Origin of the sequence: Bacteroides parvus, from assembly GCF_017309675.2 — a bacterium.
Lineage (GTDB): Bacteria > Bacteroidota > Bacteroidia > Bacteroidales > Bacteroidaceae > Bacteroides > Bacteroides uniformis.
Genome location: NZ_CP084680.1, coordinates 2,166,434 through 2,181,464 on the forward strand (window position 1 = coordinate 2,166,434; position 15,031 = coordinate 2,181,464).

The window sequence follows — 15,031 nt, forward strand, 5'->3', positions numbered from 1 at the left end:
TTGGTGGCGTATCTTTGCATGGTAGAAAAACATAATTAATTTAATACCAACAGAAACATGATTCATTTAAAAGACTTTTGGCGGACAATCAGAAGGACGCTTACCGTATTTATATTAGGAACTACCGTGGCTGTCTTCACATGCCAGGCCATAAATCCTCCTTTCGTGATTAAACATCTGGGTGACGGACAGAGTATCGTCCAAATTGACGAGCAGAAGAAGTTTTTGCTGCTGCCGGTGGAAGAGGCTTCTCCGGAGGCAAAATTGTATATGATAGCAGACAATGATGTTGTACGCAGTATGAACGTGCGATTGGCAGTCAATAAGGTTGACTATTTTGTTCCGGTCGATTTGACTGGCTTCGATAATAAACATCTCTCTTTCAACTTCCAGCTTATTTCGGATTCGGCCTTATGCTGGGAAGAAATGAAACTGTCGGATGAATTCGATGTTTCGAACCGGGAGAAGTTCCGTCCGGTGTATCATTTCAGCCCGGCTTACGGTTGGATGAATGATCCTAACGGAATGTTCTACAAAGACGGGGTTTACCATTTGTTCTACCAGCATAATCCCTACGGCTCCATGTGGGGGAACATGCATTGGGGACATGCCACCAGTACGGACCTCGTCACTTGGGAGCATCACGGAGATGCCATTTCGCCCGATGCGCTGGGAACAATATTCAGTGGTTCTTGTGTTGTCGACAAGGATAATACGGCCGGGTTTGGTGCCGGTGCCGTCATTGCTTTCTACACATCGGCAAGCGACCGCCAAGTACAGAGCATGGCCTATAGCCTTGACAACGGAAAAAACTTCAAGAAGTATGCGCGAAATCCCATCCTGACTTCCACGCAGCGCGACTTCCGTGACCCTAAAGTCATCTGGCACGAAGATACCAAGAAATGGATTATGGTTCTTGCCGTAGGGCAGGAAATGGAGATATACTCTTCTGCCGACCTGAAGAACTGGACGCTGGAGAGCAAATTCGGTGAAGGACAAGGTGCTCACGGCGGAGTCTGGGAGTGTCCCGACCTGCTTGAACTGCCGGTTGAAGGTACGGAACTGAAGAAGTGGGTACTCGTCTGTAACCTCAATCCGGGCGGACCGTTCGGTGGCTCTGCCACACAATATTTCGTAGGGACATTTGACGGTAAGAAATTCGTGAACGAGTCTCCCGCAGTGACGAAATGGATGGACTGGGGAAAAGACCATTATGCAACTGTCACTTGGAGCAATGCCCCTGCAGGACGTGCCATTGCATTGGCATGGATGAGCAACTGGCAATATGCCAATGATGTGCCCACCCGTCAATATCGTAGTGCCAACTCCGTGCCGCGTGACCTTTCGCTCTATACCTCGGAGGGTGAAACCTATGTAAAGGTAACCCCGTCTCCCGAATTGCTGAAACTGAGGGATAAAGGCAGCAAGAAGCGTGCTTTCAAGGTAGACCGCACGTATAATCTGGACAAACTGCTGAATGACAATTCCGGAACGTATGAAATCGAAATGACCATCAAGAATAAGGATGCGGATGTGATAGGATTCCAGCTCTTTAACTCGAAAGGCGAGGAGGTGGAGATGTACTATAACCTGGCGGAAAAGACGTTCACCATAGACCGTACCAAGAGTGGTGAGGTGTCGTTCAGCAAGGACTTCCCTGCAGTGACCGTGGCTCCTGTCGAGGGTGGCAATGAAATGAAACTCCGCTTGTTCGTAGACAAGTCGAGCATTGAAGCGTTTGGCAACGACGGACGTTTTGCCATGACAAATCTTGTATTCCCGTCGGAACCTTACAACCGTATCAGTTTCTATGCTAAAGGTGGAAGCTGCAATGTCACCTCGTTTACTGTGTACAAACTCGGATTAAAATAACAGATAATAATCTTCAGCATGAAAAATACTAAGAATTCTTCTTTGGCAAAGCTCTTTCCGGTCATGCTTTGCTTCTTCGCCATGGGCTTTGTGGATTTGGTGGGCATCGCCTCCAACTACGTGAAGGCCGACTTGAACCTGACCGACTCGCAAGCTAACATATTCCCGTCTCTGGTGTTCTTCTGGTTCCTCATCTTCTCCGTACCTACGGGTATGCTGATGAACCGCATCGGACGCAAGAAGACGGTGCTTCTCAGTCTGGTCATCACGTTTGCCTCTTTACTTCTCCCGGTTTTCGGAGACGGCTACGTGCTAATGCTGCTTTCGTTCTCATTGCTGGGCATCGGTAATGCGCTGATGCAAACGTCGCTCAACCCGCTGCTTTCCAACATCGTAAGCGGCGAGCGGCTGGCAAGTTCGCTCACCTTCGGACAGTTTGTAAAAGCCATTGCTTCGTTTCTGGCTCCATACATTGCCATGTGGGGAGCTACGCAGGCCATTCCGTCTCTGGGCATGGGCTGGAGGGTACTGTTCCCGGTCTATATGGTCATTGCGGTGATTGCCATTCTTTGGCTGAGCGGTACTTCCATCCGCGAGGAAAAGGAAGAGGGACGCCCTTCCACCTTCGGGGAGTGCCTCGCCCTGCTGGGCAAGCCGTTTATCTTTCTCTGCTTCCTGGGCATCATGTGCCATGTGGGCATTGATGTAGGTACGAATACCACAGCGCCCAAAATCCTGATGGAGCGTCTGGGCATGACGCTGGCCGATGCCGGCTTTGCCACCAGCCTTTACTTCATCTTCCGCACGGCGGGTTGCTTTCTCGGAGCCTTCATTCTTCAGAAGATGACTCCCCGAACCTTCTTCGGCATCAGCGTGTTATGTATGTTGGCGGCGATGGTAGGGTTGTTCGTTTTCCATGAAAAGACAATGATATACATTTGCATTGCCCTTATCGGTTTCGGCAATTCGAACATCTTTCCGGTTATCTTCTCCCAAGCGTTGCTTGCTATGCCACAAAAGAAGAACGAGGTTTCCGGCTTGATGATTATGGGGCTCTTCGGCGGTACGGTATTTCCGATAGCAATGGGCTTGGCAAGTGATGCTGTAGGACAAAGCGGTGCCGTGGCTGTGATGACGGTAGGGGTAGTGTACTTGTTCTTCTATATGCTGCGTATGAAGCGGTAATCTTTGTTCGCAGGCTGCGGATACATATCCCAAGGCTGCGGATATCTGTCCCAAGGTTGCGGATGTCTATCCCAAGCCTTGGGATAGAGATAATCCTTAGTTCTTAGAAACTTTTTAATAGATAATTGGCAACTTTTCATTCTATAGTTAGGAACTTTTTTATTAGGTTTGCAGCGGGTAGGACATTGAGTTTGCCGTGAATAAAATATATCATTCATTAAACAATATAATATTATGAATAAGATAATAGTAGGTATGGGCGAGGCTTTGTGGGACTGCCTCCCCGAAGGAAAGAAGATAGGCGGTGCTCCGGCAAACTTTGCTTACCATGCATCGCAGTTTGGTTTCGACAGCCGTGTGGTCAGTGCCGTAGGTGCCGATGCGGATGGGGACGAGATTCTGGATGTGTTCGCCCGGAAGGGGCTGCGCACCCAGATAGAGCGCGTGCCTTACCCCACGGGAACGGTGCAGGTGACGCTCGATGCCGTGGGCGTGCCGTGCTATGAGATAAAGGAAGGCGTGGCCTGGGACAACATCCCCTTTACCGACGAACTGAAGCGTCTGGCACTGAACACGCGTGCCGTATGTTTCGGCTCTTTGGCGCAACGCAGCGAAACAAGCCGCATCACCATCAACCGCTTTCTCGACACGATGCCCGATGCGGAGGGACAACTGAAGATATTCGACATCAATCTCCGCCAGGGTTTCTATACCAAAGAGATACTCTGCGAATCCATGCGCCGCTGCAACATCCTCAAGATAAACGATGAGGAACTGGTGACCATCAGCCGTATTTTCGGCTACCCGGGCATCGACTTGCAGGACAAATGCTGGATTCTGCTGGCCAAGTATAATCTGAAGATGCTTATCTTGACTTGTGGAACGAATGGCAGCTATGTGTTCACTCCGGGAGTGGTTTCCTTCCAGGAGACACCCAAGGTACCGGTGGCGGACACCGTTGGAGCCGGTGACTCGTTCACGGCAGCCTTCACCGCTGCCATTCTCAGCGGGAAGCAGGTGCCCGATGCCCATAAACTGGCGGTGGAAGTCTCTGCCTATGTATGTACCCAGAGCGGTGCCATGCCGGAATTGCCGGACGCCTTGAAAGAAAGGCTGGCATAGATTTTTCTTATTCTTTTCACATTTTTCGCTATCTTTGCTCATCTGCAATCTTAAATCAGAGGAAAGTGAAGATGAGACAGCATAACCTTCGGATTTTATTCTTTTTGCTCGTGCTTTGGGGAGTGGCGGTTGCCTGCTCCCGGCGCGAGGCACGTTTCCGTATCGGCGTTTCCCAATGTAGCGAGGATGAATGGCGGCGCCAGATGAACAGTGAAATACTCCGTGAAGCCCATTTCTACGAGGATGTGGAGGTGGACATCCGTACTGCCGTCGACGATAATGACCGTCAGGCAAAAGACATTCGTGAACTGATAGCCGAAGGGGTGGACCTGCTGATTGTGGCCCCGAATGAAGCCACTCCGATAACTCCGGTTGTGGAGGAGGCATACAACCGGGGCATTCCGGTGATTGTAGTGGACCGTAAAATCCTTTCGGACAAATATACAGCTTACGTCGGTGCAGACAACTACGAGATAGGGAAAGCTGTGGGAGAGTATGTGGCCAATGTGCTGCACGGGCAGGGAGATGTGGTGGAAATCTCCGGTTTGGTGGGCTCCACACCTGCCGTAGACCGTCATCAGGGATTTGTGAAGGCTATATCCGCTTATCCCGGTATCCGGTTGCTGGCCGCTGTAGACGGTGCCTGGTTGCAACTCAAGGCCGGAGAGAAAATGGATACCCTGCTGAGCCGCTTTCCGCATATCGACCTGGTGTATGCGCAGAATGACCGTATGGCGGCCGGAGCCTATGCTGCCGCTGCCCGCAAGGGGCGGGAGAAGGAAATGCGGTTCATCGGCATAGACGCCCTGCCCGGCAAAGACTACGGAGTGGAGAAAGTGCTTGCCGGCGAACTGGATGCCACGTTTATATATCCTACCGGTGGCGACCGCGTGATGCAGATTGCCATGGATATCCTGAACAAGCGTGATTTTCCCCGTGAAACTATCCTGGGCACTTCCGTCGTCGACCGCGACAATGCTCTCATCATGAAGATGCAGACCGCCCACATCGGCACCCTGGATGGAAAGATAGAAACCCTGAACGGAAAGATAAACCAGTATTTAGCCAGTTATGCCACGCAGCAGGTTGTCTTGTACGGCAGTCTGTCCGCCCTATTGTTGCTGGTCGGCTTGTTGGTGGCTGTCTACCTCTCCTTGCGTGTCAAGAATCGGTTGAACCGTGAGCTGTCCATGCAGAAAAAGAAATTGGAGGAACAGAAAACCCAGTTGATACAGCAGAAGGAACTGTTGGAAGTACAGAAGTCGCAGTTGGAACAGCTTTCCCATGAACTGGAGGAGGCTACGCATGCCAAGCTGGTGTTCTTCACGAATATTTCGCATGATTTCCGTACTCCGCTGACATTGATAGCCGATCCCATAGAGCAGCTTCTTGCCAACCGCACCCTCGACGGACAGCCGCGCCAGCTCCTCGAGCTGATGAAAAAGAATGTGCATATCCTGCTTCGCCTGGTCAACCAGATACTTGATTTCCGAAAGGTGGAGAACGGGCGCATGGAGCTCCATCTCGAACCTTTTGATTTGCTCGACAGTTTCCGGGGCTGGAACGACTCTTTCCGCATGGCGTTGCTGAAGAAACATATTGCTTTCAGCTTTGAGGCATCTTCCGATATGGACTTCCGGATGATGGCGGATGCAGAGAAGATGGAGCGCATTTACTTCAATCTCTTCTCCAATGCCGTGAAGTATACGCCGGAGAACGGGAAAATCACCGTACGGTTGTTAAAGTCGGAACAGAACTACAGTCTGTCCGTCTTCAATTCCGGCAGTTACATTTCTTCGACCGATGTGGAAGCTATCTTCGAGCGCTTCTATCAAGTGGACGGGCATCAGGCCGGTACCGGTATCGGACTGGCGCTGGTACGTGCCTTTGTAGAGATGCATGGTGGTAACATTGCGGCACGCAGTGACGAGAAAGGCACTACTTTCACTGTCACTTTCCCGCAGCAGGATGTTTCGCAGTACCATCCCACTATAGTGACGTTGCCTGCTGAAGAGAAGGACGTGTCGTCTACCCTGATAGATACGGAAGTGAAGGCAGGCGAAGAGGTGGTTGAGGCTGATTGTCCTACTGTGCTGGTAATTGACGATAATGCGGATATCCGCAGCTATGTGAAGTCACTGTTGTCGAACGAATTCCGTGTATTGGATGCGGCGGACGGGGCAGAGGGTATCAGGCTGGCCATGAGGTATGTGCCGGATGTGATTATCTCGGATGTAATGATGCCCGGTATGGATGGTGTGGAATGTTGCCGCCGTTTGAAGAGCGAGTTGCAGACATGCCATATCCCGGTGATTCTGCTGACGGCCTGCTCGCTGGACGAACAGCGTATCCAGGGCTATGATGGCGGTGCCGATTCTTATATTTCCAAACCATTCAATTCGCAGTTGCTCTTGTCTCGTGTCCGCAATCTCATTGCAAACCGCCGTCAGTTGAGGCAGTTCTTCGGAGATAACCAGACTATTGAGAAGGAAACCATCAGTGATTTGGATAAGGGTTTCGTCTCCCGCTTCAAATCGCTTGTCGAGGAGAGGATGAAAGATGCGGAACTCAATGTGGAGGATTTGGGACGGAATATGGGTATGAGCCGTGTGCAGCTTTACCGTAAGCTGAAATCGCTGACCAACTATTCGCCGAATGAGCTGCTGCGCCAGATGAGGTTGAAAAAGGCTGCCTCACTGCTTGCCTCCTCTGATATGACAGTAGCGGAGATTGCTTATGAAGTGGGCTTTTCGTCACCTTCCTATTTCACAAAATGCTATAAGGAACAGTTTGGGGAGAGTCCTACCGAGTTTCTGAAAAGAAGGGGATAACTATTGCCTATCCCCTTGTTCTTAATACACGTTTGTTTACTTCTGTTTGATGATACCGGAACTTATTTCAGTATTTGGGGCAGGTTTTCTCTTCCCCAGAAGTAGTAAACACAGATTCCAATCCAGCTTGTGAGCAGGATGATGATTGCGACCAAGAGCTTCTTTACTCCGTCTACCGGCCATCTCATGATTTCGAGTACAGCCTTGACTGCAAGGACCACCCCAATAACCCAAATAATAAATCCGATCATAACTTTTTGATATTTAATGTTTTTATTTAAAACAAATAGAGGCTGCATCCGGTTCGGGAACAGCCTCTATTTTCTATTTAGTAATTAAGGAATTACTCTGTAACTTCAGCGCCCCAGTTTTCTTTGGAAAGACGCTTGTAGCTGTTGTAGCGCCATTTAGCGTTTTCTTCGGCGGCCTTGAACAGCTCTTCGGCTTCCTGCGGATATTGCTTCATTACGGATGCGTAACGAACTTCACCCTTCAGGAAGTCTTGGAATCCGCTCCAATCCGGTTCCTTGCTATCCAGCGTGAACGGATTCTTGCCTTCGGCTTCCAAAGCCGGGTTGTAACGCCACAAGTGCCAGTAACCGCACTTAACGGCCTTTTCCTCTTCTGCCTGGCTCTTGCCCATGCCTGCCTTCAGACCGTGATTGATACACGGAGCGTAAGCGATGATGAGTGACGGGCCGGGATATGCTTCTGCCTCGCGGATAGCCTTCAAGGTTTGAGCCTGGTCGGCACCCATAGCGATTTGAGCAACATATACATAACCGTAAGTAGTAGCCATCAGACCGAGGTCTTTCTTACGTACGCGTTTACCGGCAGCGGCAAACTTGGCGATGGCGCCTACCGGAGTAGCCTTGGAAGACTGACCACCTGTATTGGAGTAAACCTCAGTATCCAGTACGAGGATGTTGACGTCCTTACCGCTTGCAATTACATGGTCGAGACCACCGTAACCGATGTCGTAAGAGGCACCGTCACCACCGATAATCCACTGGCTGCGTTTAACCAGGTATTGAGACAGACCGGCGATAGTCTTGCAGCTGTCGCATTTGTCTTTGGCTGCTTCTACCATCGGGATGATCTTTTCGGCCAGTTCCTTGGTCTTGTCTGCATCGTACATGTTTTCAATCCAAGCCTGGAATACTTCTTTGTATTCAGCCGGAGTTCCTTCTGCTGCGATGGCATCTTCCATAGCCTTCACGATACGAGCGCGCATCTTTTCGTTGGCAAGCTCCATACCCAAACCGAATTCGCAGAAGTCCTCGAACAATGAGTTTGCCCAAGCAGGACCGTGACCCTTTTCGTTCTTAGTATAAGGAGTAGAAGGTACTGAACCGGAGTAGATGGAAGAACATCCTGTTGCGTTGGCTACCATTTCGCGGTCACCGAACAACTGGGAAATCAGTTTAACGTACGGAGTTTCACCACAACCGGAGCAAGCGCCTGAGAACTCGAACAACGGAGTAGCGAACTGGGAGTTCTTCACGTTGGCCTTGATGTCAACCAAGTGTTGTTTGCTTTTTACGTTTTCAGCACAGTAGGTCCAGTTAGCAGCTTCCGGCAATTGGCTTTCGAGGTGTTTCATAGTCAGAGCCTTGCCACCCTTCTTCGGGTTGCCCGGACAAACATCGGCACAGTTGCCGCAACCCAGACAGTCGAGAACGTCTACTTGAATACGGAATGTCATACCGTCGAATGCTTTACCTACAGCCTTCAGTTGAGTGAAGTTGGCACCCTTCTGCTCTTCAGCATCGAGTACGAACGGGCGGATGGAAGCGTGAGGACAAACGTATGCACACTTGTTACACTGGATACAGTTTTCAGCGTTCCATTCGGGAACGAATGCAGCTACACCACGTTTCTCATATTTGGCAGTACCTTGTTCCCAAGTACCGTCTTCAATACCCTTGAATGCAGATACCGGCAATAAGTCACCGTCTTGTGCGTTGATAGGACGAACCACTTCGTTGATGAATGCAGGATCGTTGTTTTCAGCCTTGGCGTCGTCTGCCAAATTGGCCCAAGCCGGGTCAACGGTCAGTTGCTTGTATTCGCCGCCACGGTCAACTGCTGCGTAGTTCTTGTTGACAACGTCTTCACCCTTCTTGCCGTAAGACTTAACGATGAACTTCTTCATCTGTTCTACAGCCAGGTCAACCGGAATAACGCCGGTGATACGGAAGAATGCGGATTGCAGGATGGTGTTGGTACGGTTGCCCAAACCGATTTCTTGTGCAATCTGAGTAGCATTGATATAGTAAACAGTGATATTGTTCTGTGCAAAGTACTTCTTCACCTTGTTAGGCAGGTTCTTGGCCAGCTCTTCGCCTTCCCAGATGGTGTTCAGCAAGAAAGAGCCGTTCTTACGCAAGCCGCGGGTTACGTCGTACATGTGCAGGTAAGCCTGAACGTGGCAAGCCACGAAGTTAGGCGTGTTTACCAGGTATGTAGAGCGGATAGGAGTATCACCGAAACGCAAGTGTGAGCAGGTGAAACCGCCTGATTTCTTGGAGTCGTAAGAGAAATAGGCCTGGCAGTGCTTGTCGGTATTGTCACCGATAATCTTCACAGAGTTCTTGTTGGCACCTACTGTACCGTCAGCGCCCAAACCGTAGAATTTGGCTTCGAACATGCCTTCGCCGCCCAATGCGATTTCTTCTTCCTGGGGCAGAGAAGTGAAGGTAACGTCGTCTACGATACCGATAGTGAAGTGGTTCTTCGGCATCGGCATAGCCAGGTTCTTGTAAACGGCGAGGATTTGCGCGGGAGTAGTGTCCTTGGATCCCAAACCGTAACGGCCGCCTACGATAACCGGAGCATTCTCTGCACCGTAGAAGCAGTCTTTTACGTCGAGGTACAACGGTTCGCCGTTAGCACCCGGTTCTTTCGTACGGTCCAGTACGGCAATCTTCTTGGCTGTCTTGGGAACGGCGGCAAGGAAGTGCTTGGCAGAGAACGGACGATACAAGTGGACGGCAACCAAACCTACCTTTTCGCCATTGGCAACGAGGTGGTCGATAGCTTCGCGGGCAGCTTCTGTTACAGAACCCATGGCGATGATAACGCGTTCTGCATCTTCTGCACCATAGTAATCGAACAAACCGTACTTGCGGCCTGTGATTTTGGAAATCTCGTTCATGTATTCCTCAACGATAGCCGGAACTGCTTCATAGTAGTTGTTGCAAGATTCACGGTGTTGGAAGAAGTGGTCAGGATTTTCGGCCATACCACGGGCAACCGGGTTCATCGGGTTCAATGCACGTGCGCGGAATTCAGCCAAAGCTTCCTGGTCGATAAGCGGAGCGAGGTCTTCGTTCTCCAGCATTTCAATCTTCTGGATTTCGTGAGAAGTACGGAAACCGTCGAAGAAGTTGACAAACGGAACACGGCTCTTGATAGTAGCCAAGTGAGCTACACCGGCCAAGTCCATAACTTCCTGTACAGAGCCTTCGGCCAACATGGCAAAACCGGTCTGACGGGTAGACATTACGTCCTGGTGGTCACCGAAGATACACAGTGCATGGCTTGCCAATGTACGTGCTGATACGTGGAATACACAAGGCAGGAATTCACCGGCAATCTTGTACATGTTAGGGATCATCAGCAACAGACCTTGTGAAGCTGTGTAAGTGGTAGTCAGCGCACCGGCTTGCAGAGAGCCGTGAACGGCACCTGCAGCACCGCCTTCTGACTGCATTTCCTGTACCAATACTGTTTCGCCGAAGATGTTCTTGCGACCTGCGGCAGCCCATTCGTCTACGTATTCAGCCATCGTAGAAGAGGGGGTGATGGGGTAGATGGCAGCTACTTCGGAGAACATATACGAGATATGTGCAGCAGCCTGGTTACCATCACAAGTAATGAATTTCTTCTGTTTAGTCATAACTAAATTGAATTATTTATTTAAGTGAAAAAATCTCTCTCTTAATACAAGAAACCGAATAACCAGAGAGGTATTTGGTTGCCTCGGCCTATTTCCGCCTTATGCAGTACATAAGTAACTCCCGGATTATTCTTTATCTTTGTTCCTTCCGGACAAATCTTGAAAGGCATCACCTCATCTACCATGAATGAGATGTTCTTGTCGCCCTTGTTCACTTTGTGGTCCTTCCACATTGTGTTGGCAAAGAAAGTGTCCAATACGTCTTGTTCTTCCACCTTGACGGGATAGATGGAATACATCAGATTTGAATTGTGCATCATTATCTTCGACGGCTTCTTGGGGAATTCTTCTCCCTTAGGATAGACCATATTGATGAGCCGTGCGTCTGCCAGATACTTGATGTAATTCATTACTGTGGCGCGGGAGGTCTGTATGTCGTTTGCCAGTTGGCTGACATTCGGCGCTTTCGGCCCGTCCACGGCCAACAAATATAGTAATTTCTTTATCTTCGAAAGGTATTTCAGCTCAATTTGTTTGATAAGCAGGATGTCTACTTCCACCATCATGTTCATCGTCTTGAGCAGATTCTCCGAAAAGTTACGCTTTTCAAGGAAGAATGGGTAGAAGCCGTGGTGCATATAGTCTTGCATGTAGTCCAATGGACGTACTTTGGAGAGGATGCCTTTGGCTATCTGTTCGTGGTTGCTCAGAATTTCTTCCAGCGGATAGGCATGGAACTTCATGCCCGTCTGCAAGTTCAGGTATTCGCGAAAGGAGAAGCCGCGCAGGTTGTAGCTTTTCACAATGTCGCGCAACTCCAGATTCTCTTCTTTCAGGCGCATTACGGAGGAACCGGTGAATACGATTTTCAAGTTGGGGAAACGGTCGTAGCATATGCGCAGCTCCTTGCTCCACTCCGGGTATTTGAATACTTGGTCTATCAACAGCACTTTTCCTCCGCGGCGCTGGAATTCGGCGGCGAACTCCACGATGCCATGTCCGGAGAAGTAGAAGTTGTTCATGTTGATGAAGAGGCAGGAGCGGTCTGTGCCGAATTTCTCTTTGGCATATTGCAGCAAGAAAGTAGTCTTACCTACGCCTCTTGTGCCTTTGATACCGATAAGACGGTCATTCCAGTCTATTTCGTCCATTAGGTCGCGGCGTACGGGGGCATTGGTATGCTCTACGAGATAAGCGTGTGTACGGTAAAATGCTTCCATGCTTTAAATTCGGTTTATCGGGCGACAAATATACGGCTTTTTTATAGATTTGCAAAGTAGAGATGGCAAAATATTATATAACTTTGCACTCTCATACAAAACGTGAGTAATTGGTTAACATTTGAAAGATGAAACTTTATGTGTTCAATCCTGATGCAGATATGGCATTGGGAAATAATGAAGAAAATTATATGGCGCCCGCTACCATCCGCCGTATGGCTGAAGACCTGGCTTTGTTACCGATTTGGTATGCCCGGCCGGGTAGTGGGGTACTGGCCCCTTCCGCCTATAATGCAGATTATCTGAAACAGATGCAACAGTTGTTCCGGCTGGATGTACATTTGGTGACAGAGCCGGAGCTGCCCGATTATGCTGATGTGCGGGTAATGCCTTGGGGATGGAATCCCGCTATCCGTAAACGGATGTTGAAAGGCGGTGTTCTGGAAAGGAATCTTCCTACGCCGGATGCTTTGGATAAATATCGTATGAAGGCTGCCCGTAGTAACGCTTTGGCTTTTCGTGCACTTTTCTATTCCAATAAAATAGATTATACTTGTGGTGACGGTTGTTGCTTGGTGGAGGCTGATGGTGGAACTACGGCTATCTCTCTGGATATTATTGGTCGTTACAAAGAGGGATGTGTGTTTAAATCACTTTGGTCGGGAAGTGGGAAGGGATTGTGTTGGTGCCGTCATGGCTTTACGAAAAATGTTTCCGATTGGTGTAGTAGGGCGCTGAAAGAAAATGGAGGTTTTGTGATGGAGCCTATATTTGATAAGGTGGAAGATTTTGCCATGGAATTTTATTCGGATGGCCGGGGAAAGCTTCTTTTTGTCGGCTATTCCCGTTTTGTTACGGATGACAAGGGGGCTTATCGTGGTAATATCCTTACTTCAGATGGGCAAGTGGAGGAATGGATTCAGCAATATGTGCCCTTTGAAGCATTTGTGCGCATACGCAATATGATGCAGAAGGCATTGGAAACGGGTTATGCTACATCTTATACGGGTTTTTTGGGTGTGGACATGATGGTCTGCCGTCAGAAGGAAGGGCATCCGTATGCCATCAACCCCCATGTCGAAATAAATCTACGGATGAATATGGGAATCGTTTCCCATGTGCTTAGTGATCATTTCATTGTCCCCGGTGGGGAGGGACATTTCTCCATCGATTGCTTTCCGACCCATGAAGCTTTGATGGAGCGGCATGAGCAGGATGCGCAAAGTTATCCGCTGGTGGTGAAGGACGGCAGGGTTGTTTCCGGCTATCTGCCTCTGGTTCCTGTCACTCCGAAGAGCCGTTACCGGGCTTTTGTCTGTGTCACTGCTGCTGAATAGCTTTGCTTTCGTTTCCGCAACGGTCTATGGCTGTCACGGCAAAATATTTTCGGGCAGTCCACGGGCGGATGGGGGCATAGGTATATTCCGTGCCTTGTACTCGTTGTGCCAGGATATTCTCCGGATTGGAGGTATCTACGGGATAGGTGTCCGAACCGTAGATTACATACATCGGAACATTCCGCTTGTCATTATCCGTGGCGGGTTGCCAGCTTAGTTTCCAATAGCCGTTTTCCGGTGTTTCCACCGTGAGTCCGGCGGGAGGTGTAGGAGCTACATTGTCTATCCACGGCATGGCGGGCTGCAGGGCCGGGGCGGTATAGAAGTCTTCTTCCAGCGCATCATAAAGCCCTTGCGTATTGTCCATCAGATACTTCACGCGGTAGTGTGCCTCGCCCGCCAGACCGTGGGCGCGGATAAAGTGCATCTGCCGTTCAATCTCGTCCAGCGTCCAGTTCCCTTCGCTGGGGTCGAGGAAGTAGATGCCCAGACCGGGAATGATTTGGCGTCCGTTACTTTGTTCCTGCCAGTCAAGGGCAAAGGGATAGAAATGATTGCCACGGAAATAGAGCATCGGATAAATCTGGTCCTGGATGCCCTCGCCCAGCCAACCCTGCACGTCCTGATAGACGGTGTGGAAGGCATTCCAGCCACGGGAAGGGTAGCGGGAAGTGTCTTTGTATTTTCCTACCGGGCAGGTGCTGACTTTTACCCAGGGTTTCATGGCTTTTACACCTTTATATATATAGCGCACTATTTCCGTCAGGTTGTCTCTGCGCCATTGGGCAAGGCTGCGTCCTTTGCTGTATTTGCGGTAGTCGTAGCTGTCGGGAAAACGGGGGGCGTTTTCCGGATAGCGCAGGTAGTCGAAGTGTACCCCGTCTACATCGTAGCGTTCCACCACTTCGCGGACAAGGCTCATCAGGTACTCTTTGGTTTGCGGATGTCCGGGATTCAAGAAGTATTCGCGTTTGTAGGGTACGCAGATGGCGCGTTTCTTTTTGGTGACGGACTCTTTACCGAGGGCGGCCACATGCTTGCGGTTGCCCAGAGGAATGGTCACCATCCAGGCATGGCACTCCATGCCGCGCTTGTGGCATTCGGCTATGGCAAAAGCCAGCGGGTCGTAGCCGGGGTCGCCGCCTACCTTTCCGGTCAGTATGGAGTTGTAGGGCTCGATGGCCGATTTGTAGAGGACATCTCCCCGTGTACGGGTCTGGAACAGTACGGTGTTGAAGTTGGCGGCTTTCAGTCTGTCCAATATTTCAATCAGTTCGGCCTGCTGCTTGCGGATGCTTTCGGGCGAAGTGGCGCGTGTCTGCGGCCAGTCCAGCCCATAGACGGCGGTTATCCAGGCGGCACGTACTTCATGTTTGGGCGGTTGTGCGGCAAGCGGCAGCAAGATGGCTATATATAGTAAAATGGAAATAATTCGTTTCATTTTTCTCTTTTCTTCTTTATTTCTATCATTTTTCTCGGCGAAGATAAGCAAAACACCCGATTATTTTGTGCTGTTTACTTGGAAACTGTTACATTTGCATAGATTAAAGATATTAACACGCC

Annotated in this window: 9 protein-coding genes; 5 read left to right on the plus strand and 4 right to left on the minus strand. The window is 49.9% G+C overall.

Annotated elements, in window-relative coordinates; all coding sequences use genetic code 11:
• Window positions 1–57: 57 nt before the first annotated feature.
• The 4 genes from JXR92_RS08650 to JXR92_RS08665 all read left to right on the plus strand — a co-directional run bounded on the left by JXR92_RS08650 (window position 58) and on the right by JXR92_RS08665 (window position 7,010).
• Window positions 58–1,872: a glycoside hydrolase family 32 protein gene (locus JXR92_RS08650; RefSeq protein WP_061411199.1), complete on the plus strand. Its 1,815-nt coding sequence runs from the start codon at window positions 58–60 to the stop codon at window positions 1,870–1,872.
• An 18-nt stretch (window positions 1,873–1,890) separates the two neighbouring features.
• On the plus strand, window positions 1,891–3,057 hold the full coding sequence (locus tag JXR92_RS08655; protein WP_131225922.1) for an MFS transporter: 1,167 nt from the start codon (window positions 1,891–1,893) through the stop codon (window positions 3,055–3,057).
• Between the two features lie 234 nt (window positions 3,058–3,291).
• Window positions 3,292–4,179 carry a carbohydrate kinase family protein gene (locus JXR92_RS08660; RefSeq protein WP_005835617.1) on the plus strand — a complete coding sequence of 296 codons (888 nt, stop codon included), beginning with the start codon at window positions 3,292–3,294 and terminating at the stop codon, window positions 4,177–4,179.
• A 71-nt stretch (window positions 4,180–4,250) separates the two neighbouring features.
• Window positions 4,251–7,010, plus strand: a complete 2,760-nt coding sequence (locus tag JXR92_RS08665) for a hybrid sensor histidine kinase/response regulator transcription factor (RefSeq protein WP_138344728.1) — start codon at window positions 4,251–4,253, stop codon at window positions 7,008–7,010.
• Window positions 7,011–7,072: 62 nt separating this feature from the next.
• On the opposite strand, the gene JXR92_RS08670 is transcribed toward JXR92_RS08665, so the two are convergent.
• The 3 genes from JXR92_RS08670 to JXR92_RS08680 form a co-directional block, all read right to left on the minus strand.
• Window positions 7,073–7,261, minus strand: coding sequence for a hypothetical protein (locus JXR92_RS08670; protein ID WP_117601458.1), 189 nt, complete (start codon window positions 7,259–7,261; stop codon window positions 7,073–7,075).
• A 92-nt stretch (window positions 7,262–7,353) separates the two neighbouring features.
• Complete coding sequence (gene nifJ, locus JXR92_RS08675) at window positions 7,354–10,911, minus strand: pyruvate:ferredoxin (flavodoxin) oxidoreductase (RefSeq protein ID WP_117601443.1); 3,558 nt, start codon at window positions 10,909–10,911, stop codon at window positions 7,354–7,356.
• Window positions 10,912–10,952: 41 nt separating this feature from the next.
• Entirely contained in the window at window positions 10,953–12,131 is a 1,179-nt protein-coding gene (locus JXR92_RS08680; RefSeq protein ID WP_117965112.1) for an ATP-binding protein, read from the minus strand.
• Window positions 12,132–12,259: 128 nt separating this feature from the next.
• On the opposite strand from JXR92_RS08680, the gene JXR92_RS08685 reads away from it, so the two are divergent.
• Window positions 12,260–13,468 (plus strand): hypothetical protein, encoded by a 1,209-nt coding sequence (locus JXR92_RS08685; protein ID WP_117965110.1) that lies wholly within the window; start codon window positions 12,260–12,262, stop codon window positions 13,466–13,468.
• On the opposite strand, the gene JXR92_RS08690 is transcribed toward JXR92_RS08685, so the two are convergent.
• Entirely contained in the window at window positions 13,452–14,909 is a 1,458-nt protein-coding gene (locus tag JXR92_RS08690; RefSeq protein WP_226791125.1) for a glycoside hydrolase family 10-like protein, read from the minus strand. The two genes, JXR92_RS08685 and JXR92_RS08690, sit on opposite strands and share 17 nt — an antisense overlap.
• Window positions 14,910–15,031 lie beyond the last annotated feature (122 nt).